The sequence below is a fragment of the Burkholderia sp. Bp9090 genome, assembly GCF_003857985.1.
Taxonomy (GTDB): domain Bacteria; phylum Pseudomonadota; class Gammaproteobacteria; order Burkholderiales; family Burkholderiaceae; genus Burkholderia.
This window is the reverse complement of record NZ_QTPV01000016.1, coordinates 49471-70673: the sequence shown is the minus strand read 5'-3', so window position 1 is coordinate 70673 and position 21203 is coordinate 49471. Positions and strand designations below refer to the sequence as shown.

Sequence of the window (21203 nt, the reverse complement as noted above, 5' to 3'; positions counted from 1 at the left end):
GCGCGCCGCGGGGCGTCACGGATAGAAGATCTGGACGCGGAAATTCGAGGCGGGCGCGCCGTTCGTGTCGAGACGGACGACCATCGTCTGCGTCGTGCCGGGCGGCAGCCCGGCGTCGATCGGCATGCCCGGGCGCACGTAGTCGCGCGGCGCGAGCACGCGGCGCACGGTCACGTGATTCGTGTCGTCGAGCAGCGTCAGCTCGAGCGACGGGTAGGCGAGCGCGACGCGGTAGCGGTTCGTCAGCGGCACCTTCAACTCCAGCACGCGCGGGCCGTCGATCTGGCGCAGGTCGGCCGCGTCGAGCCGCAGGCCGTCGATCGCGCGCGGCGGCGTCACCTTGCAGCCGAGCGGCGCGCACGCCTGCCGGAACCAGCCCTGCGTGACGGGCCAGTAGATCATCACGGTTTCGCGCTGCCACCACGCGAGCTGCGCGACGAGCAGCACCGCGAGCACGGCCGCGACGAGGCCGCCGAAAAAGCCGCCGAGCGTTCCACGTCGCTGCTGCGCGCGCGGCTCGCGCGTCACGGCGAAGGGCGGGCGGTCGTCGTCGGACAGTGCGGCGGGGAAGGGGGCGGCCGGCTGGGCGACCGGCTCGGCGGCCGGTTGTACGTCCGGTTCGGCACCGGGTTCGCTGGCGGCTGCGGCCGGTGCGGCGGCACGTTCGGCGTGGGTGTCGGGTTCGGGTTTCGGTTCGAGTCCGGGCTCGGCTTGTACCGGCCTGAACGCGAAGCGCGGTTCGCGTGGCGCGTGCTCGTCGTCGGGCACGGCGAAGCGCGCGTTGCCGACCGGTTCGACGGGCGCTGCTGCGGCGGGTTCGATCGACGGCGCGGGCGCGACGAAGCGCGGTTCACGCAGGTCGGGTTCGGTGAGCGGCGTGAGCGGTTCGTCGGTCTCGGGCGGCACTGCATCCGGTCCGGCCGATCGCGCGGCGACGGCGTGCAACTCGGCCGGCTGCGATGCGATCGGCGCCGGCGTGCCGGACAGGTGAACCACACCGGATTCCGTCGACGGCAGCGCAAGCGGGATCAGCGGCTCGGCGCGCACGGTCTCGACACTGTGCTGCAGGGACGGGTCGACGCCGCCATCGAGCCACGGCGCCCACATGTCCCAGCCTTCCGGCTGGTAATCGGAACCCGCTGCCGGTTCGACCGGTGCGTCGGAGGTGAAGAGCCGCGCGGGCGCGGCGGCGTGTTGCGGGTTGGCGGCGGCCGGCTCGACCGGCGCCGCTTCGGTCAGCGCGGATTCCGGCGGTGCCGGATCGGGTACGAGCGACTGCGATGCGTTGAAGACCTGCTGACAGTGTCCGCAACGCACGAGCCCGTCATGCAGCGCGAGCTGTTCCTGCTGCAGCCGGAAGACGGTTTCGCAATGAGGGCAGCGCGTCGCAAGAAGCATGTCGAGCCGGGCGGCCTGCTGGCCAGAGTGAAGGACAGCGCTATTCTAATGGCTTTCCCGCCGCGTTCCGGCGAGGCATACCCAACCTTCGTGTTCGCGCCAGACCGAGATGTCGACGTAGCGCGCATAGACGGCCGCGACTTCGTCCGCCTGGCGCGCGAGCACGCCCGACAGCGCGATGCGCCCGCCCGGTTTCACCTTCGATGCGAGCATCGATGCCATCAGTTTCAGCGGGTTCGACAGGATGTTGGCGACGACGATGTCGAATTCGCCGGCCGGGCACGCATCGGGCAGCCCGTACGTGACTTCTGCATGGTTGCGTTCGCTGTTCTGGCGCGCCGATTCGACCGCCTGCGGATCGATGTCGATGCCGACCACGGGGTTCGCCCCGCATTTCCGCGCGAGGATCGCGAGAATGCCCGAGCCGCAGCCGTAGTCGAGCACCGACTGGCCGGGCTTCACCGACTGTTCGAGCCATTCCATGCACAGGCGGGTGGTCGGGTGGCTGCCGGTGCCGAACGCGAGACCGGGGTCGAGTTCGAGGATCAGCGCGTCGGGGTCGGGCGCGTCGTGCCACGACGGCACGACCCAGATCCGCTCGCCGATCGGAATCGGCTCGAACTGCGACTGCGTGAGCCGCACCCAGTCCTGTTCCTCGACTTCGCGCACGTCGAACTTCGGCGTCTCGGCGACGCCGATCTCGTTCGCGGCCGCCGCGAGCAGCACGGCCGGGTCGTGATCGGGCGACAGCAGCGCGATCACGCGCGAGTGCTGCCACGCGGTGCGTTCGGGAACGAGGCCGGGCTCGCCGAAGAGCGGCTGTTCGTCGGGCGTGTCGGCGTCGGCGTCCTCGACGGACACCGACAGCGCGCCGAGGTCGAGCAGCGCGTCGGACAGCGCCTCCGCATGCTCACGGGCCAGTTCGACGACGAGTTCGCGATAGCTCATGCTTACGCTTCTTCCGGTGCGACCTGCTGCTTCTGGGCGAGCCGGTGTTCGAGATAGTGGATGCTGGTGCCGCCTTCGACGAACTTCGAGTCGATCATCAGCTCGCGGTGCAGCGGGATGTTGGTCTGGATGCCTTCGACGACCATTTCCGACAGCGCGATGCGCATCCGGCGGATCGCCTGGTCGCGCGTCGCGCCGTAGGTGATCAGCTTGCCGATCATCGAATCATAGTTCGGCGGCACGAAATAGCCATTGTACGCATGCGAGTCGACGCGCACGCCAGGGCCGCCCGGCGTATGCCACGACGTGATCCGGCCCGGCGACGGCGTGAACTTGAATGGATCTTCCGCGTTGATCCGGCATTCGATCGCATGTCCGCGGAACTCGATGTCGCGCTGGCGCAGCGCGAGCTTCTCGCCGGCAGCGATGCGGATCTGTTCCTGCACGATGTCGACGCCCGTGATCATCTCCGACACCGGGTGCTCGACCTGCACGCGCGTGTTCATCTCGATGAAGTAGAACTCGTTGTTCTCGTACAGGAATTCGAACGTGCCTGCGCCGAGGTAGCCCATCTTCTTGCACGCGTCCGCGCAGCGGTCGCCGATGCGCTCGATCAGGCGGCGCGGAATGCCGGGCGCCGGCGCTTCCTCGATCACCTTCTGGTGACGGCGCTGCATCGAGCAGTCGCGCTCGCCGAGCCAGATCGCGTTCTTGTGCGCGTCCGACAGCACCTGGATTTCGATGTGGCGCGGGTTCTCGAGGAACTTCTCCATGTACACCTGCGGGTTGCCGAACGCACGGCCGGCTTCCTCGCGGGTCATGTTGACCGCGTTCACGAGCGCGGCTTCGGTGTGCACGACGCGCATCCCGCGCCCGCCGCCGCCGCCCGCTGCCTTGATGATGACCGGATAGCCGATCGCGCGCGCAATCTTCACGATCTCCTTCGGATCGTCCGGCAACGCGCCTTCCGAGCCCGGCACGCACGGCACGCCGGTCTTGATCATGGTCTGCTTCGCGGTGACCTTGTCGCCCATCATCCGGATCGTTTCCGGGCGCGGGCCGATGAACGTGAAGCCCGACTGCTCGACGCGTTCGGCGAAGTCGGCGTTCTCGGACAGGAAGCCGTAGCCGGGGTGGATCGCCTCGGCATCGGTGACTTCCGCGGCGCTGATCAGCGCCGGCATGTTCAGGTAGCTCAGGTTCGACGGGGCCGGGCCGATACAGACGGCTTCGTCCGCGAGGCGCACGTACTTGGCTTCCTTGTCGGCTTCCGAGTAGACGACCACCGTCTTGACGCCGAGCTCGCGGCACGCGCGCTGGATGCGCAGCGCGATTTCACCGCGGTTGGCAATGAGGATTTTTTCAAACATAGCGAGTATTCGTCTCTTCGAGGGGCGCGCGAACGGCGCCTGGCGAGCATCGGCGGCGCGCGGCCGGACGGGCCGCGCGGCGGACTTAGCCGATCACGAAAAGCGGCTGGCCGTATTCGACGGCCTGGCCGTTCTCGACGAGGATTTCCTTGATCACGCCGGCCTTGTCCGACTCGATCTCGTTGAGCAGCTTCATCGCTTCGATGATGCAGATCGTCTGGCCTTCCTTGACCGTGTCGCCGACCTGGACGAACGGGTCCGCGCCCGGCGACGGCGCGCGATAGAACGTGCCGACCATCGGCGACGTCACGACGTGGCCTTGCGGGGCGGCCGGTGTGGCGGCGGCGCCTGCTGCCGGCGCGGCAGCACCTTCGGTCGGCAGCGCGACCGACGGAGCGGGCGCGCTGACTTGCGGGGCATACCCAGCCGTCGGCTGCACGTAGACCGGCGGCGCGTTCTTGACGATACGCACCTTGCCTTCGCCTTCCGTGACTTCCAGCTCGGAGATGCCGGATTCGGAAACGAGGTCGATCAGAGTTTTCAGCTTACGAAGATCCATCGGGAATTCCCCTTTCAATACGTGAAAGCGCCGGTGGGACCGGCGCTGAATCTAGATCGCGAAATCAGCCGCGCGACGCGCCTTGCAGCTTGTCCAGCGCGTACTCGAGCGCGTACAGATAACCTTTCCAGCCGAGCCCGCAGATCACGCCTTCGGCCTGGTCGGAAAAGTAGGAGTGATGCCTGAACGCTTCGCGGCGGTGCACGTTCGACAGGTGAACCTCGACGAACGGGATGCCGACGCCGGCGATCGCGTCCCGGATCGCGACGCTCGTGTGCGTATACGCGGCGGGATTGATCAGGATGAAATCGGTCTGTTCCTCCCGCGCGGCCTGAATGCGGTCGACGAGCGCGCCTTCATGGTTGCTCTGGAACGACGACAGTTCGGCGCCGGCTTCCTGGGCTCGCGCGGCAAGCGCCTGATCGATCTGCGCAAGCGTGACGCGGCCGTACACCTCCGGTTCCCGGGTGCCGAGAAGGTTCAGGTTGGGGCCGTGCAGCACCAGCAATCGTGTCATGGTCGCTTCTATTTCTGCGGAATTGCGCGAACTTTAGCGCTATTTAGAGAAATTTGTCTAGTTTTGCCGAACGGCCGGGCGCGCCGGACCTGCAAGAATTACCGGTGCGGCTGCAAAGTATCAGCGAATTCACGTGAAATTGCGGCGATCGACGTACAAATCGCTGCCAACGTGCGGGCCGCCGTTCAGGGCGATCACAACGCGTCGAGGGTCTTTTTCAGCTCGGCCGGTTGGATTTGTCCTAATTTTGTCTCGCGAATCTTGCCGGTTTCGTCGATGACGACCGTAAACGGCAGCGCGCCGGCGGTATTTCCGAAATTACGGGCCAGATCGGCGCCCGCATAACCGCTGACGAAAACCGGATAGTCGACCTTCACCTTCTGCAGAAAGTTCTTCACGTTCTGGTCGGAATCGACGCCGATCCCGATGAAGCGGATGCCTTTCTGCTTGTATTGGTGCGACAGCGCGACGAGCTCCGGCATCTCCTCGACGCACGGGCCGCACCACGACGCCCAGAAATTGACCACGACTTTCTGGCCCTTGAAGGAAGCGAGCGACGCCGGCTTGCCGTCGACGCCGGTCAGCGACGCGGCCCACAGCTGGTCGACCGGGCTGCCCTGCGCAGCGGGCGCGGCGACGGCGACGCCGTCATCGGCGCTGCCGCCGCGGAACCAGTGGCCGGCGGCGAGCCCGCCGGCGACGGCGGCGGCCGCGACCACCGCGAGCGGCAACATGCGTTTCATCATCATCGTTGAATCATTCCGGTTCGGAAGGGGCGTTGCTGGCTTCGACGAGCGCACGCAATGAGGCGGCGTCCGCGCGGGCGACCCGGCCGCGCGCGTCGGCCTTGACCGCGCCGCGCAGGTCGTCGCTCGCGTAGAGCGCGACGTGAATGCCGATCGCGTCCACGTCGCGCCGCGGGCGCCACAGGAAGCTGAGCGTCTCGACGTCGGCGCGACCGGCGAAATGCCGCGTCTCGGACACGTCGTACTGAACGTTCTGGTTCAGCAGGTAGATCGCGACGTCCTTCGGGTTGTCGGTGAATATCTGCAAATGGATATCCGAATGCGCGTTCGCGGTGCCGTTCAGCACCGCGCCCGTCACGTACGGATTGAACTCGGCGAGCCGGCGCATCCAGTCGAGCGCGATCTCGCGCAGGCGGCGCAGTTCGTCCGGCTGCGTGTCGCTCTGGAACAGGGCGAGGTACTCGCGCAGTTCTTCCTCGATCAGGTCGTTATCCGGCAGCCATTCCCCGGCAACGCGCGTATCGCCGAACAGCTGGCGCGCGGCCTTGCGCTTCGCGCTGGCGTAATCGAGGCCGTCCTCCGCGATCAGGCGGGCGGCGGACTGGGCGATTTCCTCGCGGGCGCGCCGCGGGTCGACAAGAGGTTTGCGAGACATGATCCGGCAATCATACTCGATCGTGCGGCGGCCGAACGCGGTGCGGCCGCGCGTCATCCGCCGTTCCGCGCGGCATCCGGATCCGTCGTTCGGGCCGCCGGGCACGGCGGGCCGTCAGTTACAATGGCGGTCTTTGTGTCGCGGCGAAAGTCGTTGGCCGGGCGGCCTGTCCGGCGTGCCGCAGACCATCTTTCCGAATCGACGGCGCCCGGCGGCGCGAAAGCATTCATCTATGCACATCCACATTCTTGGCATCTGCGGCACCTTCATGGGCGGTCTCGCCGTGCTCGCGCGCGAGGCCGGCCACACGGTGACGGGTTGCGACGCGGGCGTCTATCCGCCGATGAGCACGCAGCTCGAGGCGCAGGGCATCACGCTGATCGAGGGCTACGGCGCCGAGCAGATCGACCTGAAGCCCGACCTGTTCGTGATCGGCAACGTCGTCACGCGCGGCAACCCGCTGATGGAGGCGATCCTCGATCGCGGCCTGCCTTATGTATCCGGCCCGCAATGGCTCGGCGAACACGTGCTGGCAGGCAAGTGGGTGCTGGCGGTCGCGGGCACGCACGGCAAGACGACCACGTCGTCGATGCTCGCGTGGCTGCTGGAAGATGCCGGCCTGAACCCGGGCTTCCTGATCGGCGGCGTGCCGCTGAACTTCGGCGTGTCGGCGCGGCTGACCGATTCGAGTTTCTTCGTGATCGAGGCCGACGAGTACGACACGGCGTTCTTCGACAAGCGCTCGAAGTTCGTCCATTACCGGCCGCGCACCGCGGTGCTCAACAATCTCGAATTCGATCACGCCGACATCTTCCCGGATCTCGCCTCGATCGAAACGCAATTCCATCATCTCGTGCGCACCGTGCCGGGCGTCGGCCGGATCGTGACCAACGGCCGCTCGGACGCGCTCGAGCGCGTGCTCGCGCGCGGCTGCTGGAGCGAGGTCGAGCGCTTCGGCGTCGACGGCGGCTGGCAGGCACTGCCGGCCGAGGACGGCGTACCGGTCGACGAGCGCTTCGCGGTGTATTCGCAGGCCGAGCGTGTCGGTGAGGTCGCGTGGCAGGTGCAGGGCGACCACAACCGGATGAACGCGCTCGCGGCGATCGCCGCCGCCCGCCACGTCGGCGTGCCGCCCGCGCAGGCCGCCGAATCGCTCGCATCGTTTCGCAACGTGAAGCGGCGCATGGAAGTGCGCGGCAGCGTGGATGGGGTAACCGTCTACGACGACTTCGCGCACCATCCGACCGCGATCGAAACCACGATCGCCGGCCTTCGTGCACGCATCGGCCGCCAAAACTCCCGTATTCTCGCCGTGCTCGAGCCGCGTTCGAACACGATGAAGCTCGGCGTGATGAAGGCGCAACTGCCGGCCAGTCTCGCCGACGCCGACCTGGTGTTCGGCTACGGCGCGCCGACCGGGCGCGACGCGCTCGGCTGGAATCTCGGCGACGCGCTCGCGCCGCTCGGCGACAAGGCCCGCGCGTTCGACGATCTCCATCTGTTGGTGAAGTCGGTCGTCGAGGCCGCGCGTCCGGGCGACCACGTGCTCGTGATGAGCAACGGCGGCTTCGGCGGCGTGCACCAGAAGCTGCTCGACGCGCTCGGGAGCCGCGCGTGATCCTGTACCTGCACGGGTTCCGGTCGTCGCCGGAGTCGCAGAAGTCGCGGCTCCTCGCCGCGCGCATGGCCGAGCTCGGCCGCACGCCCGAATGGCGCTGCCCGTCGCTGTCGGTGTCGCCGCTCGAGGCGATCGCCGTCGCGGAAGCCGAGGTGGCCGGGGTGCGCGACGTGACGGTGATCGGCAGCTCGCTCGGCGGCTACTACGCGACCTGGCTCGCCGAAAAGCACGGCTGGAAGGCGGTGCTGCTGAATCCGGCGATCGTGCCGCAGCGCGACCTCGAGCAGCATCTGGGCGAACAGCCGCTGTGGCACGGCGGCGGATCGATCGTCGTCGAACGCCATCACCTGCAGGAGCTCGATGCGCTGCGCGTGCCGGCGATTTCGCGGCCCGAACGCTACTATCTGTTCGCGGCGACGGGCGACGAAGTGCTGGACTACCGCGAGATGCTCGCCCACTACCCCGGCGCGAAAACGCGCGTGATCGAAGGCAGCGACCACGGAATCAGCGAATTTGCCGACTATGTCGACGACGTTCTCGCTTTTTGCGACGACCGAACGTCATGAACCCGGCGTCATGCCGATCGAATTCCCATCATCATGCGGCGCCGCCGATGCGGCGCCCGGCAGTCTGAACGAGAGTACTGAGTGAACGTTTTCTTCGAGGAATCGGGCAGTTTCAAGGCGGGCAGCGTGCTGTCGCGCCAGGGCGACGCGTTTCAAGTCGAGTTGCCCGGCGGGCGGCGGGCGAAGGTGCGCGCGAAAGACGTGCTGATCGAATTCGAGAAGCCGGCCGCTAGCGAGCTGATGCAGGAAGCCGACACGGCCGCGCAGCAGATCGACCTGGATTTCCTGTGGGAATGCGCGCCGGCCGACGAATTCGCGTATACGGCGCTGGCCGCGGAATACTTCGGCGCGACCTACGGTCCGGTCGAGCGCGCGGCGCTGGTGCTGCGGCTGCACGGCTCGCCCGTCTACTTCCGCCGCAAGGGGCGCGGCCAGTATCAGCGCGCGCCGGAAGAGCAGCTCAAGATGGCGCTCGCGTCGCTCGAGCGCAAGCGCCAGCAGGCGCTCGTCCAGGCGCAGTACGAAGAGGAGCTGAAGGCCGGCAAGCTGCCGGAAGCGTTCGCGGGCAAGGTGCTCGGGCTGCTCACGCGGCCGGACAAGAATGCGATCGAATACAAGGCGATGGAAGCGGCGGCCGGCGCGCGCGGCGTGTCGCCGGCGCGGCTGATGCTCGACTGCGGCGGCATCGCGTCGCCGCGTGCGCTGCACGAGGCGCGCTTCCTCGCGGAATTCTTCCCGCACGGCACGGGCTTCCCGGCCGTCACGGTCGGCCCGCTGCCGGACGACCTGCCGCGCGCGGACGTCGAGGCGTTCTCGATCGACGACATCACGACGACCGAAATCGACGACGCGTTCTCGGTCGAGCACCTGTCCGACGGTCGCGTGCGGATCGGCGTGCACATCGCGGCGCCGGCGCTCGGCATCGTGCGCGGCGACGCAGTCGACGCGATCGCGCGCGCGCGCCTGTCGACCGTCTACATGCCGGGCGACAAGATCACGATGCTGCCGGACGACGTGGTCGACGTGTTCACGCTGAAGGAAGGCGACTACCGCCCGGCGCTGTCGCTGTACATCATCGTCAACCGTGAGACGCAGGAGATCGTCGCGAACGAGACGCGCGCCGAACTGGTGTTCGTGAAGAACAACCTGCGCCACAACACGCTCGACGAGCTCGTCAACGAAGAGACGCTCGCCGCCGGCACCGGCGACTATCCGCACAAGGACGACATCGCCGTGCTGTGGCCGCTCGCGCAGGCGCTGTTCGAGAAGCGCCAGGTCGCGCGCGCGGGCTACGGCCTGAAGCGCGAAGTGCAGCGCAACACAGACTACAACTTCTACGTCGAAGGCGAGCACGTGACGATCACGCCGCGCCGCCGCGGCTCGCCGCTCGACCTGATCGTGTCGGAGCTCGCGATCCTCGCGAACTCGACGTGGGGCGCGTTCCTGCACGATCACACGGTGCCCGGCATCTATCGCTCGCAGCGCGGCTTCGGCGCGCCGGGCCCGAAGCGCACGCGGATGCAGACGACGGCCGCGCCGCACGAAGGCCTCGGTGTCGCGCAATACGCGTGGAGCACGTCGCCGCTGCGCCGTTACGTCGACCTCGTGAACCAGTGGCAACTGCTGGCATGCGTGCAGCACGGCGTCACCGCGAAGCTCGCCGCGCCGTTCAAGCCGAAGGACGCCGACCTGTACGCGGTCGTGCAGGGCTTCGACGACACCTATACCGCGTACGCCGACTACCAGCGCCGGATGGAGTACTTCTGGTGCCTGCGCTGGCTCGCGCAGGAGCAGAAGAAGCAGGTCGTCGCGAGCGTCGTGAAGGGCGACCTGGTGCGCCTCGAGGAAATTCCGCTGCTGCTGCACGTGCCGGGGCTCGGCGTGCATGCGCGCGGCACGCGCGTGCTGCTCGACGTGATGTCGCTCGACGAGCTGACGATCGAGGCGTCGGTGCGGCTGCTTAACGTGCTCGACGCGCCGACCGTGACGAGCGGCGACGCGTCCGACGACGAAGACGAGAACGAAGGCGGCGACGACACGCTGGTCGATGCGCAGGACGCGTCGGCGCAAGCCGAGGCCGAAGCACTGGCCGAAGCGGACGGCGCGACGGCCGCGGGCGACGCGGCCGCGACCGCCAACGGCCAGGACAGCGAAGAGGGGCGCGCATCGTGAACGCAGCCGCGTCGACGAGCGGCGCCGACCGCTATGTGGTGTTCGGCAACCCGGTGGCGCACAGCAAGTCGCCGTTCATCCACGCGCAGTTCGCCGCGCAGACGGGCGAGGCGATCGTCTACGAGCACCGGCTCGCGCCCGTCGACGGCTTCGAGGCCGCCGTGCGTGCGTTCATCGCCGAAGGCGGACGCGGTGCGAACGTGACGGTGCCGTTCAAGCTCGACGCGCACGCGCTCGCCGACACGCTGTCGCCGCGCGCGGCGGCGGCGGGCGCGGTGAACACGCTGCGCATCGATGCCGACGGCGGCATCTACGGCGACAACACGGACGGCGTCGGCCTCGTGCGCGACATCGAATCGAATCTCGGCGTGTCGCTCGCGGGCGCGCGCATCCTGCTGCTCGGCGCGGGCGGCGCGGCGCGTGGCGTCGTGCTGCCGATGCTCGAGCGCGCGCCGCTGTCGATCACGATCGTGAACCGCACCGCGAGCAAGGCCGAGGCGCTCGTCGGCCAGTTCGCGCAGGCCGCGCACGATGCGGGCTGCGTACTGTCGGGCGGCGGCCCGGACGCCGTGCGTGCCGAGCCGTACGACGTGATCGTCAACGCGACGGCAGGCAGCCTCGATGCGGCGCTGCCGGCGTGCGACGCGGCCGCGTTCGGCGCGGGCACGCTCGCGTACGACATGATGTACGGCGCGCAGCCGACGGTGTTCATGCAGCATGCGGCGTCGCTCGGCGCGCGCACGGCCGACGGGCTCGGGATGCTGGTCGAGCAGGCGGCCGAATCGTTCTTCATCTGGCGCGGCGTGCGGCCGGACGGCGCACCGGTGCTGGCCGCGCTGCGCCAGGCGCTCGCGGCCGCCTGAGCGGAGCGCGGCACGTGGTGGCGGTAAGCGGCACGCAGCGCACGCGCACGGTCGGCGCGACGCGCTGGCTCGTCTATGCGGGTTCGGTGTTCGCGGGCGCATGGCTCGCGACGCAGCTGTTCTATCTCGTGCAGATCGCCGCGTGGTCGTTCATCAATCCCGGTTCGACCGCGTTCATGCGGACCGACGCATGGTGGCTGTCGCGCGACAACCCGCCCGCGCGGATCCAGCACCAGTGGGTGCCGTACGACCAGATCTCGCGCAACCTGAAGCGCGCGCTGATCGCGTCGGAGGATTCGACCTTCGCGACCAACAACGGCTACGACGTCGACGCGATCCTGCAGGCATGGGAGAAGAACAAGGCGCGCGGCCGGATCGTCGCGGGCGGTTCGACGATCACCCAGCAGCTCGCGCGCAACCTGTTCCTGTCGCGCGAGAAGAGCTACATCCGCAAGGGGCAGGAGCTGATCATCACGTGGATGCTCGAGACGGTGCTCGACAAGGAGCGGATCTTCGAGATCTACCTGAATTCGGTCGAATGGGGTCGCGGCGTGTACGGCGCCGAGGCCGCCGCCCGTTATTACTACAGGATTCCCGCGAGCCGGCTCGGCGCATGGCAGTCGGCGCGCCTCGCGGTGATGCTGCCGAAGCCGCGCTGGTTCGACGCGCACCGCGGCTCGGCCTACCAGGCGCAGCGCGCGGCCGTCATTGCCCGCCGCATGGGCGCGGCCGAACTTCCGCAATCGCAGTGAGCGGGGCACCCGCGCCGTCGCATTGTCCGTTCCGTCGCTGGTGCGCCATTGGTGCACTGCAGCGCATTCGTGATGCCCGCATTTCGGGCCGCATCCATTAGACGAATTCGTCTATTTCGCTTTGCTGAGCAATGCCCGCACGCGCGGAATTTTGTTTGTCGATATGGCACGAAATCCGCGTGATTTTTAGTGCTCCGGAGTAAACGCGAAAGCAATCGAAAGGCGACTGAAAAGCGACGGTTCGCGAATCGAAGCATTCCTGAAAGGTGTGCACTGCACCGGCCATCGATCGAATATTTCCAAATTTTTCAAAGCCGACCCGCTCGCGTATATTGGCCGGCGCCTCGGCTTATCGGCCGCAATCGAGGCGGGGGGCGGCTCACCCGGCTGCTCGACACAAAAAAACATTCGAGAGAAGGAAAGCAACGATGCCAGCGAGCAAAGCGAAGCTGTGGTTGGGAGTTGTGTTCTCTTCGCTGATTCTGACGGCCTGCAACGACGACGTGACCCCGTCCTCGGCAGCAGGTACCGCCAATTCAGCCGATCCCGCCGCTCAGGTGGACAGGCCGTACAACGATCCCAACAGTTATTCATCGAGCGCGAGCGCATCGCTCGACGCGTCCGCCGCGGTCGAAAAGGCCGCCGTCACCCATCACCAGATCACGCTGAACGGCAAGACGATTCGCTACACGGCCACCGCCGGTCATCTCGTCGCGCGCAATCCGCGGACGGGCGCGCCCGAAGCCTCGTTCTTCTACATCGCGTACACCGCGGACAACCAGCCCGCGGCGAAGCGGCCCGTCACGTTCCTGTACAACGGCGGCCCCGGTTCCGCATCGGTGTGGCTGCATCTCGGCTCGTTCGGTCCGAAGCGGATCCAGACGGGCGACCCGAACGCGAATACCTCGACGTTCCCGTTCGTCGACAACGCGGAAAGCCTGCTCGATACGACCGACCTCGTGTTCGTCGATGCGATCGGGACCGGCTTCTCGGAGGCGATCGCGCCGAACACGAACCAGACGTTCTGGGGTGTCGACCAGGACGGCGGCGCGTTCCGCGACTTCGTGATGCGCTACATCGCCGTGAACCAGCGCAACGATTCGCCGAAATACCTGTTCGGCGAGTCGTACGGCACGCCGCGCACCGACGTGCTCGCGAACCTGCTCGAGACGGCCGGCGTGAAGCTCGACGGCATCGTGCTGCAGTCGTCGATCCTGAACTACAACGCGAACTGCGACATGGCGAGCGACTATGTCGGCAACTCGAACAACGGGGCGAGCCCGGTGAGCTGCGCGGGCTTCGTGCCGTCCTACGGCACCGTCGGCGCGTACTACCAGCTCGACAATCCGAACCCGTCGAGCCTGCCGCAGTACGCGGACCAGATGCGCCAGTTGACGGCCGGCAGCTACACGCCCGCCGTGAACGCCTATCTCGCGAGCCACACGCCGCCTCCGCCTGCGCTCGTCACGACGATGGTGAATTCGACCGGCGTGAAGCAGTCGCTTTGGAATGCTGACTTCAACGTGGTCCCGACCTTCTTCGACAACAGCTTCCAGGTGGCGCTGATCCCGGGCACGCTGATCGGCCGCTACGACGCACGCGTGAACGTGCCGTCGTCGAGCCCGCTCGCGGCGGACGGGGACCCGTCGAGCACGTTCATCACGAAGCCGTTCACCGACACGATCGGCAGCTACCTGCCGAACGTGCTGAAGTACAGCGCGCAGTCGGCGTATTCGCTCAGCAGCAATGCGATCGAGACCTGGGACTGGACGCACGACGGCCTCGCGATGCCCGACACGATTCCCGATCTCGCGGCTGCGCTGACGCTGAATCCGTCGCTGAAGGTGCTGTCGCTGAACGGGTATCACGACATCGCGACGCCGTTCTACCAGACCGAGCTCGACCTCGCGCGGCTCGGCACGCAACCGAACCTGACGATCAAGGACTATCAGGGTGGACACATGGTCTATCTCGACGATACGTCGCGTCCGCAGGAGAAAGCCGACCTCGTGACTTTCTACAACGCGGCCGCGCACTGATGCGATGTGCGGGCCTGGCGACGCGCGCCCGCGGCGGCGCCGTTCGCCGGCCGTCGACGACCTCATTCCAGACTGGAGCCTGACATGAAGAAACGTTTCATCGTCGTTGCCGCGGCGCTCGCATGCGCCGGGGTTGCAGCATCCGCATCGGTGCCCGCGTTCGCGCAGGCGAGCGACGCCGCCACCCCGGCGCGCGCGCGCCAGGCGCAGCTCGGCGATCCATACGTGCCGCCGGCCGCGCGCAAGCCGACCGCCGGCACGCAGACGACGGGCGCCGCGCTGCACGCGCAGGTGGTGCGCAAGCTCGCGCGGCAGTTCGGCGCGGCCGACACGCAGAACACCGGCTCGATCACCGAAGCGCAGGCGCGCGCGGCCGGCCTCGGCTACGTCGCGAACCACTTCCGGCAGATCGACGCGAACGGTAGCGGCCGCGTGTCGTTCTCCGACGTGCAGCGCTACATGCAGGCGCGCAGCACGAACCAGCAGTAAGCGCGCCGCGCGCGGATAACGGGGGCGGGACCCGCAACGTGTCGGGTTCCGCCCCCGTGCGCATGGCGCGGCGGTTCCGCGCCGAATGCCGCGGCTTCCGTCGCTTTTCTCATTATCTGGACAACGCACTCAAATATTGGAGGCGAGTGCGTGCGCTCCTACAATCCGAAGCACATCGACAGCTTCGGACCCACGCATCGCGCGGCGCCCGACGCACACGGAGACACCTTCCATGACGTTCGCCGGGCGCTTTCCTCGGTGCATCGACCGCCGCGTTGCCGCGACGCCGGACTTCGTTCCGGCCTCGCGACAGCGGCTAGACCGATTCCGCTGAAGAAGCCCGTTCCATGACCAAGATGCCCGATACCCTTGCTCTCGACGCCCGGCGCGCGACGCCGGACGATGCGCCGCTGACCGACAGCATCGGCGCGACCAGCACGCCGCTCGACCTCGCCGCGCAACAGGCCGGCACGCAGACGCTGCTGCGCGGCCTCGCGATCCTCGAAGCGATCGCGAACGGCGCGCGCGACATGCGCGCGATCGGCGCCGCGCTCGGCACGACGCGCAGCACGACGCACCGTCTCGTCAGCAGCCTCGTGCAGGCGCGCTACCTGCGCCAGGTGCAGGGCGGCTACCTGCTCGGCCCGAAGCTGATCGAACTCGGCACGATCGCGCTCGAGCAGATGCCGCTCACGGCGGTTGCACGGCCGCACCTCGAGGCGCTCGCCGAAGCGACGCTCGACACGATCCACCTCGGTGTGCGCGACGGCGACGACGTGCTGTACATCGACAAGATTCCCGGCACGCGCGGCCTCGAGATGCGTTCGCGCGTCGGCCACCGGATGCCGCTCGCGTCGACCGGCATCGGCAAGGCGATGATGCTCGACCTCGATCCGGACCGGTGGCGCTCGCTGTTCGAAGCCGCGCGGCGCGCGCTGGCCGGCGTCAATTTCAAGCCGGACAACCGGCCCGAGACGAGCGCGTTCCTGCAGCGCATGGCGCATTACGCGGCCGGCGGCTACACGTTCGACCTCGAGGAAAACGAAGCATCGATCCGTTGCGTGGCCGCACCGATCCGCGACGCGTCGGGCGCGATCGTCGCCGCCGTATCGGTCGCGAGCACGATCCCGTACATGCCGCACGACCGGATGGACGAACTGATTCCGCTCGTGCAGCGCGAAGCGCGAGCCATTTCCGCGGAACTGGGCTGGAGCCCGCCGCAGGGTACCCGCAGGATCAAACGATGACCCACTCGACCCGGACCGCTCCGGACGCCAACACCGCCACCCCGTCGCTGATCGCGCTCGACTGGGGCACGACGTCGCTGCGCGCGTATCTGTTCGACGCGCACGGCGCGCTGCTCGACACGCGCAGCCGCGCGGCAGGCGTGATGCACGTGCCGGCCGGCGGCGCGCGTGCCTTCGACGTCGTGTTCGAGGAAGCGTGCGGCGACTGGCTCGACCGCGCGCCGGGCGTGCCGGTGCTGGCGGCCGGGATGGTCGGCAGCGCGCAGGGCTGGCGCGAGGCGCCGTACGTCGCGGTGCCGGCCGGCGCCGACGCGCTCGTCGCGGGGCTCGTCACGGTGACGACGGCGCGCGGCACGACTGTATCGATCGTGCCGGGCGTGATCGCGACGGGCGAATTGCCCGACGTGATGCGCGGCGAAGAAACGCAGATATTCGGCGCACTCGCGAACGATCCCATGCTTGATGCCGATCGTTCAGGGGTACTGATCGGCTTGCCGGGCACGCATGCGAAGTGGGCATGGGTGAAGGACGGGCTCATCGAGCGCTTCCAGACCTTCATGACGGGCGAGCTGTTCGCGGCGCTGCGCGATCACACGATCCTCGGCCGCACGATGCGCGCGAGCGCGTCGCCCGACCGCGCGGCGTTCGCCCGCGGCGTCGCGGTGGCCCGCGGCGCGCAGCGCGCGGGACTGCTCGCGACGATCTTCAGCACGCGCACGCTCGGCCTGACCGACCGGCTCGCGCCCGATGCGCAGGGCGACTATCTGTCCGGGCTGCTGATCGGCCATGAGCTGAACGCGCTCGACGCGATGCTCGCGGAGCGCGGTGTCGCGCTCGCGAACCAGCCGCTGCTGCTGATCGGCGACGACGGATTGTGCGCGCGCTACGTCGACGCGCTGAGCGTATTCGGCTGCACGCATGCACGCGTCGTCGCACAGGCGACCGAGCGCGGCTTGTGGTGGATCGCGTCGCGCGCCGGACTCGTGCGCGCGGACGGCGAACCCGTCTGCGCCGACCAATGAACCGATTGAAGAGGAACTGCCGATGTCGTCCGACCTTACGCTGCCCGCGCCGTACACGCCGCACGCCGCGCTGATGCGCGCGTTCGACGCGTGCCCGCTGATCGCGATCATGCGCGGCATCGCGCCCGCGGAAGCTGTCGACCACGGCCTTGCGCTGCATGAAGCCGGTTTCCGGATCGTCGAGGTGCCGCTGAACTCGCCCGATCCGTTCGGCAGCATCGCGGCGCTGCGCCGCACGCTGCCCGACGACATGATCGTCGGCGCGGGCACCGTGCTGCGCGCCGAATTCGTCGACCGCGTGCAGGATGCGGGCGGCACGCTGATCGTGATGCCGCACAGCGACGCGGCGGTGATCCGCCGCGCGCGCGAGCGCGGGCTCGCGAGCGCACCGGGCGTCGCGACGCCGACCGAGGCGTTCGCCGCGCTCGCGAACGGCGCCGACGTGCTGAAGATGTTCCCGGCCGAGCAGCTCGGCGTGCCCGTCGTGAAGGCGTGGCGCGCGGTGATCGACCGCGCGGTGCCGCTGCTTCCGGTCGGCGGGATTACGCCGGACAACATGCAGCCGTTCCTCGCGGCAGGCGCCAACGGCTTCGGCCTGGGTTCGGCGCTGTACCGGCCCGGCCAGTCGGCGGACACGACCGCGGCGAACGCACGCGCGTTCCAGGCCGGCCTGCGCGCGGCGCGCGGCGGAGCCGCATGATGGAACGCCTCGCGGGCAAGGTCGCGATGGTGACGGGCGCGGGCCGCGGGATCGGCGCCGCGATCGCGCAGGCGTTCGCGCGCGAGGGCGCGGCCGTCGCGCTCGTCGACCTCGACTTCGCGCAGGCGCAGCGCACGGCCGCGGCGATCACCGACGACATCGACGGCGCGCGCGTGCTGGCGCTGCATGCGGACGTCGCGCGGCAGGACTCGGTACGCGACGCGCTCGCGCAGACCGAAGCGGCTTTCGGCACGCTCGACGTGCTGGTGAACAACGCGGGCATCAACGTGTTCGCCGATCCGCTGACGATGACGGACGACGACTGGCGCCGCTGCTTCGCGGTCGACCTAGACGGCGTGTGGCACGGCTGCCGCGCGGCGCTGCCGGGCATGGTCGAGCGCGGCCGCGGCAGCATCGTGAACATCGCGTCGACGCATGCGTTCCGGATCATCCCGGGCTGCTTTCCGTACCCGGTCGCGAAACACGGCGTGCTGGGCCTCACGCGTGCGCTCGGCATCGAATACGCGGCGCGCAACGTGCGCGTGAACGCGATCGCGCCCGGCTACATCGAGACGCAGCTCACGCGCGACTGGTGGGATGCGCAGGCCGACCCGGCCGCGGCGCGCGCCGAGACGCTCGCGCTGCAGCCGATGAAGCGGATCGGCAAACCGGAGGAAGTCGCGATGACGGCCGTATTCCTCGCGTCCGACGAGGCGCCGTTCATCAATGCCGCGTGCATCACCGTCGACGGCGGGCGCGCGGCGCTGTACCACGACTGACGCAACGATTCGACAGACCGCACGTGCGACGGCCGCGCGCACGCTGCGTCGAAACCAACAAGCGGCTGCATTCCGTTCGATGAAGACAAGGAGACACTGGAGATGAAACGCAGAACGTTCGTAACGCTGGCCGCCGCGGCCGCGGTGGTGATGGGAAGCCCGGTGGCGCACGCGGCCGACCCGGTCAAGATCGGCTTCCTCGTGAAGCAGCCGGAAGAGCCGTGGTTCCAGGACGAATGGAAGTTCGCCGAGATCGCGGCGAAGGACAAGGGCTTCACGCTCGTGAAGATCGGCGCGCCGTCGGGGGAGAAGGTGATGAGCGCGATCGACAACCTGTCCGCGCAGAAGGCGCAGGGCTTCATCATCTGCACGCCCGACGTGAAGCTCGGGCCGGGCATCGTCGCGAAGGCGAAGTCGCACAACCTGAAGATGATGACGGTCGACGACCGCCTCGTCGACGGCGCGGGCAAGCCGATCGAGGCGGTGCCGCACATGGGGATCTCCGCGTACAACATCGGCAAGCAGGTCGGCGACGGCATCGCGGCCGAGATCAAGAAGCGCGGCTGGAACATGAAGGACGTCGGCGCGATCGACATCACCTACGAGCAACTGCCGACCGCGCACGACCGCACGAGCGGCGCGACCGATGCGCTGGTGGCCGCCGGCTTTCCGAAGGCGAACGTGATCGCGGCGCCGCAGGCGAAGACCGATACCGAGAATGCGTTCAACGCGGCGAACATCGCGCTCACCAAGAACCCGCAGTTCAAGCATTGGGTCGCCTACGGCCTGAACGACGAGGCCGTGCTCGGCGCCGTGCGCGCGGCCGAAGGGCGCGGCTTCAAGACGGACAACATGATCGGCATCGGCATCGGCGGTTCCGATTCGGCGTTGAACGAGTTCAAGAAGCCGCAGCCGACGGGCTTCTACGGCACCGTGATCATCAGCCCGAAGCGCCACGGCGAGGAAACCTCCGAGCTGATGTACACGTGGATCACGCAGGGCAAGGCGCCGGCGCCGCTCACGCTGACCACCGGCATGCTCGCGACGCGCGACAACGTGTCGAAGGTGCGCGAGGAGATGGGGCTTGCCTCGAAGTAAGCGGCACGCCGGCCGCCGCGGCGATGCGGCGGCCGGCGATCGATGGATCTGCAAGTGGGGAGACGACGTGTCAGCGGCACTGCGTTTTGACAATATCGGCAAGGTATTTCCTGGCGTGCGCGCACTCGACGGCATCTCGTTCGACGTGCACGCGGGCGAGGTGCATGGCCTGATGGGCGAGAACGGCGCGGGCAAGTCGACGCTGCTGAAGATTCTCGGCGGCGAATACCAGCCCGATGCGGGCAGCGTGCTGGTCGACGGCCAGCCCGTGCATTTCTCGAGTGCGGCCGCGTCGATCGCGGCCGGCATCGCGGTGATTCACCAGGAGCTGCAGTACGTGCCCGACCTGACGGTCGCGGAGAACCTGCTGCTCGGCCGCCTGCCGAATGCGCTCGGCTGGGTGAGGAAGGGCGAGGCGAAGCGCCACGTGCGCGAGCGGCTCGCGGCGATGGGCGTCGATCTCGATCCGGATGCGAAGCTCGGCCGGCTGTCGATCGCGCAGCGGCAGATGGTCGAGATCTGCAAGGCGCTGATGCGCAATGCGCGCGTGATCGCGCTCGACGAGCCGACGAGCTCGCTGTCGCATCGCGAGACCGAGGTGCTGTTCAAGCTCGTCGACGACCTGCGCGCGCAGGGTCGCGCGCTGATCTACATCTCGCACCGGATGGACGAGATCTACCGGCTGTGCGATGCGTGCACGATCTTTCGCGACGGGCGCAAGATCGCGTCGCACGAATCGCTCACCGACGTGCCGCGCGAGCGGCTGGTCGCCGAGATGGTCGGGCGTGAAATTTCGGATATCTACCATTACGCGCCGCGCGCGCTCGGCGACGTGCGGTTGTCGGCCGAAGGCGTCGATGGTCCGGCGCTGCGCGAACCCGCGAGCTTCTCGGTGCGCGCGGGCGAGATCATCGGGTTCTTCGGCCTCGTCGGTGCGGGACGCAGCGAACTGATGCGGCTCGTATACGGCGCCGACCGCCGGCGCGCGGGCACGCTGACGCTCGACGGCCGGCGTATCGACGTGAAGCGCACCGGCGACGCGATCCGTCACGGCATCGTGCTGTGTCCGGAAGACCGCAAGGAGGAAGGGATCATCGCGATGGCGTCGGTCGCGGAGAACATCAACATCAGCTGCCGCCGTCATTCGCTGCGCGCGGGCCTGTTCATCGACCGCAAGACCGAGAGCGAAACGGCCGACCGCTTCATCCAGCGGCTGAAGATCAAGACGCCGAACCGGCGGCAGAAGATCCGCTTCCTGTCGGGCGGCAACCAGCAGAAGGCGATCCTGTCGCGCTGGCTCGCGGAGCCCGACCTGAAGGTCGTGATCCTCGACGAGCCGACGCGCGGCATCGACGTCGGTGCGAAGCACGAGATCTACGACGTGATCTACCGGCTCGCGGAGCGCGGCTGCGCGATCGTGATGGTGTCGTCGGAGCTGCCGGAAGTGCTCGGCGTGTCCGACCGCATTGTCGTGATGCGCGAAGGGCGGATCGCGGGCGAGCTGCCGCGCGAACGGGCGAACGAGCATGCGGTGCTGAGCCTCGCGCTGCCGCAGACGAGCGTCGTCGAGGCGGCTGACGCAGTGTGAGGTCGCCGCGGGCGACGCAGGACATTCGAATCGATCACGCGCGGCGCGGGCCGCGCGATGCAGGAGCAGGAGACACA

The 21203-nt window shown here is 68.2% G+C and carries 20 protein-coding genes; 13 read left to right on the top strand and 7 right to left on the bottom strand.

What is annotated here, in order from left to right:
• Positions 1-15: 15 nt before the first annotated feature.
• The 7 genes from DIE16_RS17030 to DIE16_RS17000 all read right to left on the bottom strand — a co-directional run bounded on the left by DIE16_RS17030 (position 16) and on the right by DIE16_RS17000 (position 6193).
• Positions 16-1398: a DUF3426 domain-containing protein gene (locus DIE16_RS17030; protein WP_124892863.1), complete on the bottom strand. Its 1383-nt coding sequence runs from the start codon at positions 1396-1398 to the stop codon at positions 16-18.
• 45 nt (positions 1399-1443) lie between these two features.
• Complete coding sequence (gene prmA, locus DIE16_RS17025; RefSeq protein ID WP_124488236.1) at positions 1444-2346, bottom strand: 50S ribosomal protein L11 methyltransferase; 903 nt, start codon at positions 2344-2346, stop codon at positions 1444-1446.
• A 2-nt stretch (positions 2347-2348) separates the two neighbouring features.
• On the bottom strand, positions 2349-3716 hold the full coding sequence (accC, locus tag DIE16_RS17020; protein WP_044844200.1) for an acetyl-CoA carboxylase biotin carboxylase subunit: 1368 nt from the start codon (positions 3714-3716) through the stop codon (positions 2349-2351).
• An 85-nt stretch (positions 3717-3801) separates the two neighbouring features.
• A complete protein-coding gene (gene accB / locus DIE16_RS17015) occupies positions 3802-4275 on the bottom strand; it encodes an acetyl-CoA carboxylase biotin carboxyl carrier protein (protein ID WP_124488237.1) in 474 nt (157 codons plus the stop codon).
• 64 nt (positions 4276-4339) lie between these two features.
• Positions 4340-4792: a type II 3-dehydroquinate dehydratase gene (gene aroQ, locus DIE16_RS17010; RefSeq protein ID WP_040143361.1), complete on the bottom strand. Its 453-nt coding sequence runs from the start codon at positions 4790-4792 to the stop codon at positions 4340-4342.
• A gap of 194 nt (positions 4793-4986) precedes the next feature.
• On the bottom strand, positions 4987-5541 hold the full coding sequence (locus tag DIE16_RS17005) for a TlpA disulfide reductase family protein (protein ID WP_124488238.1): 555 nt from the start codon (positions 5539-5541) through the stop codon (positions 4987-4989).
• Positions 5542-5548: 7 nt separating this feature from the next.
• Entirely contained in the window at positions 5549-6193 is a 645-nt protein-coding gene (locus tag DIE16_RS17000) for a UDP-N-acetylmuramate--alanine ligase (RefSeq protein WP_124892861.1), read from the bottom strand.
• A gap of 232 nt (positions 6194-6425) precedes the next feature.
• On the opposite strand from DIE16_RS17000, the gene mpl reads away from it, so the two are divergent.
• From mpl to araG, 13 genes are all read left to right on the top strand, one after another.
• Positions 6426-7811 carry a UDP-N-acetylmuramate:L-alanyl-gamma-D-glutamyl-meso-diaminopimelate ligase gene (gene mpl, locus DIE16_RS16995; RefSeq protein WP_124892859.1) on the top strand — a complete coding sequence of 462 codons (1386 nt, stop codon included), beginning with the start codon at positions 6426-6428 and terminating at the stop codon, positions 7809-7811.
• The gene (locus DIE16_RS16990; protein ID WP_124571469.1) at positions 7808-8377 is read left to right on the top strand and encodes a YqiA/YcfP family alpha/beta fold hydrolase; all 570 of its coding nucleotides are present in this window, start codon (positions 7808-7810) and stop codon (positions 8375-8377) included. Before mpl ends, DIE16_RS16990 begins: the two co-directional genes overlap by 4 nt.
• A gap of 81 nt (positions 8378-8458) precedes the next feature.
• Positions 8459-10549: an RNB domain-containing ribonuclease gene (locus DIE16_RS16985; protein ID WP_124892857.1), complete on the top strand. Its 2091-nt coding sequence runs from the start codon at positions 8459-8461 to the stop codon at positions 10547-10549.
• On the top strand, positions 10546-11412 hold the full coding sequence (gene aroE / locus DIE16_RS16980; protein ID WP_124892855.1) for a shikimate dehydrogenase: 867 nt from the start codon (positions 10546-10548) through the stop codon (positions 11410-11412). Before DIE16_RS16985 ends, aroE begins: the two co-directional genes overlap by 4 nt.
• Positions 11413-11426: 14 nt before the next feature.
• On the top strand, positions 11427-12164 hold the full coding sequence (gene mtgA, locus DIE16_RS16975; RefSeq protein ID WP_124892853.1) for a monofunctional biosynthetic peptidoglycan transglycosylase: 738 nt from the start codon (positions 11427-11429) through the stop codon (positions 12162-12164).
• A gap of 428 nt (positions 12165-12592) precedes the next feature.
• Positions 12593-14203: a S10 family peptidase gene (locus tag DIE16_RS16970; RefSeq protein WP_124892851.1), complete on the top strand. Its 1611-nt coding sequence runs from the start codon at positions 12593-12595 to the stop codon at positions 14201-14203.
• Between the two features lie 84 nt (positions 14204-14287).
• A complete protein-coding gene (locus tag DIE16_RS16965; protein WP_124892849.1) occupies positions 14288-14692 on the top strand; it encodes an EF-hand domain-containing protein in 405 nt (134 codons plus the stop codon).
• A gap of 347 nt (positions 14693-15039) precedes the next feature.
• Positions 15040-15939: an IclR family transcriptional regulator gene (locus DIE16_RS16955; RefSeq protein WP_044844190.1), complete on the top strand. Its 900-nt coding sequence runs from the start codon at positions 15040-15042 to the stop codon at positions 15937-15939.
• Positions 15936-16961 carry a 2-dehydro-3-deoxygalactonokinase gene (locus DIE16_RS16950; protein ID WP_124571468.1) on the top strand — a complete coding sequence of 342 codons (1026 nt, stop codon included), beginning with the start codon at positions 15936-15938 and terminating at the stop codon, positions 16959-16961. Before DIE16_RS16955 ends, DIE16_RS16950 begins: the two co-directional genes overlap by 4 nt.
• Before the next feature lie 22 nt (positions 16962-16983).
• Positions 16984-17661 (top strand): 2-dehydro-3-deoxy-6-phosphogalactonate aldolase, encoded by a 678-nt coding sequence (locus DIE16_RS16945; protein ID WP_124892847.1) that lies wholly within the window; start codon positions 16984-16986, stop codon positions 17659-17661.
• Positions 17661-18440 carry an SDR family oxidoreductase gene (locus DIE16_RS16940; RefSeq protein WP_124892883.1) on the top strand — a complete coding sequence of 260 codons (780 nt, stop codon included), beginning with the start codon at positions 17661-17663 and terminating at the stop codon, positions 18438-18440. The genes DIE16_RS16945 and DIE16_RS16940 overlap by 1 nt, the downstream gene beginning before the upstream one ends.
• Positions 18441-18542: 102 nt before the next feature.
• Positions 18543-19538 carry an arabinose ABC transporter substrate-binding protein gene (locus DIE16_RS16935; RefSeq protein ID WP_124892845.1) on the top strand — a complete coding sequence of 332 codons (996 nt, stop codon included), beginning with the start codon at positions 18543-18545 and terminating at the stop codon, positions 19536-19538.
• Positions 19539-19605: 67 nt separating this feature from the next.
• Complete coding sequence (gene araG / locus DIE16_RS16930) at positions 19606-21126, top strand: L-arabinose ABC transporter ATP-binding protein AraG (protein ID WP_124892843.1); 1521 nt, start codon at positions 19606-19608, stop codon at positions 21124-21126.
• Positions 21127-21203: the final 77 nt, after the last annotated feature.

Excerpts from the sequence above, each read along its gene's own strand:
- DIE16_RS17030 (WP_124892863.1), bottom strand. The coding sequence starts at position 1,398 with ATGCTTCTTGCGACGCGCTGCCCTCATTGCGAAACCGTCTTCCGGCTG.
- prmA (WP_124488236.1), bottom strand. The coding sequence starts at position 2,346 with ATGAGCTATCGCGAACTCGTCGTCGAACTGGCCCGTGAGCATGCGGAG.
- accC (WP_044844200.1), bottom strand. The coding sequence starts at position 3,716 with ATGTTTGAAAAAATCCTCATTGCCAACCGCGGTGAAATCGCGCTGCGC.
- accB (WP_124488237.1), bottom strand. The coding sequence starts at position 4,275 with ATGGATCTTCGTAAGCTGAAAACTCTGATCGACCTCGTTTCCGAATCC.
- aroQ (WP_040143361.1), bottom strand. The coding sequence starts at position 4,792 with ATGACACGATTGCTGGTGCTGCACGGCCCCAACCTGAACCTTCTCGGC.
- DIE16_RS17005 (WP_124488238.1), bottom strand. The coding sequence starts at position 5,541 with ATGATGATGAAACGCATGTTGCCGCTCGCGGTGGTCGCGGCCGCCGCC.
- DIE16_RS17000 (WP_124892861.1), bottom strand. The coding sequence starts at position 6,193 with ATGTCTCGCAAACCTCTTGTCGACCCGCGGCGCGCCCGCGAGGAAATC.
- mpl (WP_124892859.1), top strand. The coding sequence starts at position 6,426 with ATGCACATCCACATTCTTGGCATCTGCGGCACCTTCATGGGCGGTCTC.
- DIE16_RS16970 (WP_124892851.1), top strand. The coding sequence starts at position 12,593 with ATGCCAGCGAGCAAAGCGAAGCTGTGGTTGGGAGTTGTGTTCTCTTCG.
- DIE16_RS16965 (WP_124892849.1), top strand. The coding sequence starts at position 14,288 with ATGAAGAAACGTTTCATCGTCGTTGCCGCGGCGCTCGCATGCGCCGGG.
- DIE16_RS16955 (WP_044844190.1), top strand. The coding sequence starts at position 15,040 with ATGACCAAGATGCCCGATACCCTTGCTCTCGACGCCCGGCGCGCGACG.
- DIE16_RS16950 (WP_124571468.1), top strand. The coding sequence starts at position 15,936 with ATGACCCACTCGACCCGGACCGCTCCGGACGCCAACACCGCCACCCCG.
- DIE16_RS16945 (WP_124892847.1), top strand. The coding sequence starts at position 16,984 with ATGTCGTCCGACCTTACGCTGCCCGCGCCGTACACGCCGCACGCCGCG.
- DIE16_RS16940 (WP_124892883.1), top strand. The coding sequence starts at position 17,661 with ATGGAACGCCTCGCGGGCAAGGTCGCGATGGTGACGGGCGCGGGCCGC.
- DIE16_RS16935 (WP_124892845.1), top strand. The coding sequence starts at position 18,543 with ATGAAACGCAGAACGTTCGTAACGCTGGCCGCCGCGGCCGCGGTGGTG.